The organism is Arthrobacter alkaliphilus (assembly GCF_021483235.1).
Lineage (GTDB): Bacteria > Actinomycetota > Actinomycetes > Actinomycetales > Micrococcaceae > Arthrobacter > Arthrobacter alkaliphilus.
On sequence record NZ_JAKEEC010000049.1, the window covers coordinates 1 to 5,456 of the forward strand.

The window sequence follows — 5,456 nt, forward strand, 5'->3', positions numbered from 1 at the left end:
TGCAGCTGTCTTTTGCCGTTATTTCCGGTGGGGATGGTTGTGTTCGTTTTTGTTTTTTGAACGGAGAGTTTGATCCTGGCTCAGGATGAACGCTGGCGGCGTGCTTAACACATGCAAGTCGAACGATGAAGCCTAGCTTGCTGGGTGGATTAGTGGCGAACGGGTGAGTAACACGTGAGTAACCTGCCCTTGACTCTGGGATAAGCCTGGGAAACTGGGTCTAATACCGGATATGACTGCTCCGCGCATGCGGTGGTGGTGGAAAGCTTTTGCGGTTTTGGATGGACTCGCGGCCTATCAGCTTGTTGGTGGGGTAATGGCCTACCAAGGCGACGACGGGTAGCCGGCCTGAGAGGGTGACCGGCCACACTGGGACTGAGACACGGCCCAGACTCCTACGGGAGGCAGCAGTGGGGAATATTGCACAATGGGCGCAAGCCTGATGCAGCGACGCCGCGTGAGGGATGACGGCCTTCGGGTTGTAAACCTCTTTCAGTAGGGAAGAAGCTTTCGGGTGACGGTACCTGCAGAAGAAGCGCCGGCTAACTACGTGCCAGCAGCCGCGGTAATACGTAGGGCGCAAGCGTTATCCGGAATTATTGGGCGTAAAGAGCTCGTAGGCGGTTTGTCGCGTCTGCTGTGAAAGACCGGGGCTCAACTCCGGTTCTGCAGTGGGTACGGGCAGACTAGAGTGATGTAGGGGAGACTGGAATTCCTGGTGTAGCGGTGAAATGCGCAGATATCAGGAGGAACACCGATGGCGAAGGCAGGTCTCTGGGCATTAACTGACGCTGAGGAGCGAAAGCATGGGGAGCGAACAGGATTAGATACCCTGGTAGTCCATGCCGTAAACGTTGGGCACTAGGTGTGGGGGACATTCCACGTTTTCCGCGCCGTAGCTAACGCATTAAGTGCCCCGCCTGGGGAGTACGGCCGCAAGGCTAAAACTCAAAGGAATTGACGGGGGCCCGCACAAGCGGCGGAGCATGCGGATTAATTCGATGCAACGCGAAGAACCTTACCAAGGCTTGACATGGACTAGTAAGACGCAGAAATGTGTTCCCCTCTTTGAGGCTGGTTTACAGGTGGTGCATGGTTGTCGTCAGCTCGTGTCGTGAGATGTTGGGTTAAGTCCCGCAACGAGCGCAACCCTCGTTCTATGTTGCCAGCGGTTCGGCCGGGGACTCATAGGAGACTGCCGGGGTCAACTCGGAGGAAGGTGGGGACGACGTCAAATCATCATGCCCCTTATGTCTTGGGCTTCACGCATGCTACAATGGCCGGTACAAAGGGTTGCGATACTGTGAGGTGGAGCTAATCCCAAAAAGCCGGTCTCAGTTCGGATTGGGGTCTGCAACTCGACCCCATGAAGTCGGAGTCGCTAGTAATCGCAGATCAGCAACGCTGCGGTGAATACGTTCCCGGGCCTTGTACACACCGCCCGTCAAGTCACGAAAGTTGGTAACACCCGAAGCCGGTGGCCTAACCCTTGTGGAGGGAGCCGTCGAAGGTGGGACCGGCGATTGGGACTAAGTCGTAACAAGGTAGCCGTACCGGAAGGTGCGGCTGGATCACCTCCTTTCTAAGGAGCACCATTATTGCCCGCCGGGTCTGTCCGCATGGATGGGTTGGGTGGGTGTGTGGAAGCAAGCCCATTGCGCAGGCGGATGTTCTGCGGTGGGTGCTCATGGGTGGAATATCAGCAGATAGCGGCCGGTTGGTTTGTGTCGTGTCCGAGTACGGACGCCCTCCTCTTTTGGTGGGGGGTGTTGTGGAAAGGGTTGCGGCGCGGGCGAAAGCTGGTTTTCGTGTTTGGCACACTGTTGGGTCCTGAGGCAACAGGGCCGGGGTGGTGCGTGGCCTGTAAGGGTTGCGTGCTGTGTTCCGGGTTTGGTGTTTCTGGTTTCCTGGCTGCATGGTTCCCGTGCGTGTTTGGCTGTTCCTTTGTCCTTTGGTGGGCGGGGGGTGGTTGGTGCGGGGGTGTGTGGTACGGGGTTGTTGTTTGAGAACTACATAGTGGACGCGAGCATCTGACACAGACAGGCTTTTTGTTTGTTTGTGTTGTTAGCAATTTCTTTTTTGAACCCGGCCCTNGTGGTTGGTGCGGGGGTGTGTGGTACGGGGTTGTTGTTTGAGAACTACATAGTGGACGCGAGCATCTGACACAGACAGGCTTTTTGTTTGTTTGTGTTGTTAGCAATTTCTTTTTTGAACCCGGCCCTCCTTGTGGGGGTTTGGTTCTCTCGAAAGTTGTTTGATCTTGTGTGGTCAAGTTTTTAAGGGCACACGGTGGATGCCTTGGCATTAGGAGCCGAAGAAGGACGTAGGAATCTGCGATAAGCCTGGGGGAGTTGATAACCGAACGGTGATCCCAGGATGTCCGAATGGGGAAACCCCGCCAGACGCTTTTTAGGTGATCTGGTGACCCGCATCTGAACACATAGGGTGCGTGGGGGGAACGCGGGGAAGTGAAACATCTCAGTACCCGCAGGAAGAGAAAACAATGGTGATTCCGTTAGTAGTGGCGAGCGAACGCGGATCAGGCTAAACCGACCCATGTGTGATAGCCGGCGGGCGTTGCGTGGGCGGGGTTGTGGGACTTTCCGTACTGGTTCTGCCGGACCGGTGGGGTGAGAGCATGAGCATAGGTGAACGGTCTTGAAAGGCCGGCCGGAGAGGGTGTTAGCCCCGTAACCGTAATGTTGTGTGCCGCCTGGAGAGGATCCCAAGTAGCACGGGGCCCGAGAAATCCCGTGTGAATCTGTCAGGACCACCTGATAAGCCTAAATACTTCCTAATGACCGATAGCGGACCAGTACCGTGAGGGAAAGGTGAAAAGTACCCCGGGAGGGGAGTGAAACAGTACCTGAAACCGTGTGCTTACAATCCGTCGGAGCAGCCTTGTAGTTGTGACGGCGTGCCTTTTGAAGAATGAGCCTGCGAGTTAGTGTTACGTCGCGAGGTTAACCCGTGTGGGGTAGCCGTAGCGAAAGCGAGTCTGAACAGGGCGAGTGTAGTGGCGTGATCTAGACCCGAAGCGGAGTGATCTACCCATGGCCAGGTTGAAGCGACGGTAAGACGTCGTGGAGGACCGAACCCACTTCAGTTGAAAATGGAGGGGATGAGCTGTGGGTAGGGGTGAAAGGCCAATCAAACTCCGTGATAGCTGGTTCTCCCCGAAATGCATTTAGGTGCAGCGTTGCGTGTTTCTTGCCGGAGGTAGAGCTACTGGATGGCCGATGGGCCCTACAAGGTTACTGACGTCAGCCAAACTCCGAATGCCGGTAAGTGAGAGCGCAGCAGTGAGACTGTGGGGGATAAGCTTCATAGTCGAGAGGGAAACAGCCCAGACCACCAACTAAGGCCCCTAAGCGTGTGCTAAGTGGGAAAGGATGTGGAGTTGCGAAGACAACCAGGAGGTTGGCTTAGAAGCAGCCATCCTTGAAAGAGTGCGTAATAGCTCACTGGTCAAGTGATTCCGCGCCGACAATGTAGCGGGGCTCAAGTACACCGCCGAAGTTGTGGATTTCAGATAGTAGACAAGCCTTCGTGGTTCAGTCGTCTGGAGTGGTAGGGGAGCGTCGTGTGGGCGGTGAAGTCGCGGTGGAAACCAGCGGTGGAGCCTACACGAGTGAGAATGCAGGCATGAGTAGCGAAAGACGGGTGAGAAACCCGTCCGCCGGATGATCAAGGGTTCCAGGGTCAAGCTAATCTGCCCTGGGTAAGTCGGGACCTAAGGCGAGGCCGACAGGCGTAGTCGATGGACAACGGGTTGATATTCCCGTACCGGCGAAAAACCGCCCATGCCAAGCGGGGGATACTAACCGCCCGGAGCCTGCCCAATCACCCTTGTGGTGTGCGGGTTTTGGCCGAGCGCGGGACCTGATCCCGGGAGGTAAGCGTATTAACAGGTGTGACGCAGGAAGGTAGCCGGGCCGGGCGATGGTTGCCCCGGTCTAAGGATGTAGGGTCAGCGATAGGCAAATCCGTCGCTGTGTCTTGGATGACGTGCCTGAGATCTGATGGGACCCCCGTCATGGGGGGATCCGGTGATCCTATGCTGCCTAGAAAAGCATCGGCGCGAGGTTTTAGCCGCCCGTACCCCAAACCGACACAGGTGATCAGGTAGAGAATACCAAGGCGATCGAGAGAATTATGGTTAAGGAACTCGGCAAAATGCCCCCGTAACTTCGGGAGAAGGGGGGCCCTGACCTTGAACACCGCTTTGCTGGTGGGAGGGGATAGGGGCCGCAGAGACCAGGGGGAAGCGACTGTTTACTAAAAACACAGGTCCGTGCGAAGTCGCAAGACGATGTATACGGACTGACTCCTGCCCGGTGCTGGAAGGTTAAGAGGACCGGTTAGCCGCAAGGCGAAGCTGAGAATTTAAGCCCCAGTAAACGGCGGTGGTAACTATAACCATCCTAAGGTAGCGAAATTCCTTGTCGGGTAAGTTCCGACCTGCACGAATGGAGTAACGACTTCCCCGCTGTCTCAACCATAAACTCGGCGAAATTGCAGTACGAGTAAAGATGCTCGTTACGCGCAGCAGGACGGAAAGACCCCGAGACCTTTACTATAGTTTGGTATTGGTGTTCGGAGTGGCTTGTGTAGGATAGGTGGGAGACGTTGAAGCCCTCACGCCAGTGGGGGTGGAGTCATCGTTGAAATACCACTCTGGTCACTTTGGACATCTAACTTCGGCCCGTGATCCGGGTCAGGGACAGTGCCTGATGGGTAGTTTAACTGGGGCGGTTGCCTCCTAAAAAGTAACGGAGGCGCCCAAAGGTTCCCTCAGCCTGGTTGGCAATCAGGTGTCGAGTGTAAGTGCACAAGGGAGCTTGACTGTGAGAGAGACATCTCAAGCAGGGACGAAAGTCGGGACTAGTGATCCGGCGGTACATTGTGGAATGGCCGTCGCTCAACGGATAAAAGGTACCTCGGGGATAACAGGCTGATCTTGCCCAAGAGTCCATATCGACGGCATGGTTTGGCACCTCGATGTCGGCTCGTCGCATCCTGGGGCTGGAGTAGGTCCCAAGGGTTGGGCTGTTCGCCCATTAAAGCGGTACGCGAGCTGGGTTTAGAACGTCGTGAGACAGTTCGGTCCCTATCCGCTGCGCGCGCAGGAAATTTGAGAAGGGCTGTCCTTAGTACGAGAGGACCGGGACGGACGAACCTCTGGTGTGTCAGTTGTACTGCCAAGTGCACCGCTGATTAGCTACGTTCGGATGGGATAACCGCTGAAAGCATCTAAGCGGGAAGCTCGCTTCAAGATGAGATTTCCATACACCTCGTGTGTGAGAGGCCCCCAGCCAGACCACTGGGTTGATAGGCCGGATGTGGAAGACAGGACTAAAGACTGTTGAAGCTGACCGGTACTAATAGGCCGATAACTTACACCACACCAACACGATCACTGCTCGCGTCCACTATGTGGTTCCCAACCAACAACC

At 55.8% G+C, this 5,456-nt stretch carries 2 rRNA genes; both read left to right on the forward strand.

Annotation, left to right across the window (positions count from 1 at the left end):
• Positions 1–57 precede the first annotated feature (57 nt).
• A 16S ribosomal RNA gene (locus L0B83_RS19455) occupies positions 58–1,582 on the forward strand.
• Between the two features lie 684 nt (positions 1,583–2,266).
• A 23S ribosomal RNA gene (locus L0B83_RS19460) occupies positions 2,267–5,406 on the forward strand.
• The 16S and 23S rRNA genes sit together here, the layout of an rRNA operon.
• Positions 5,407–5,456 lie beyond the last annotated feature (50 nt).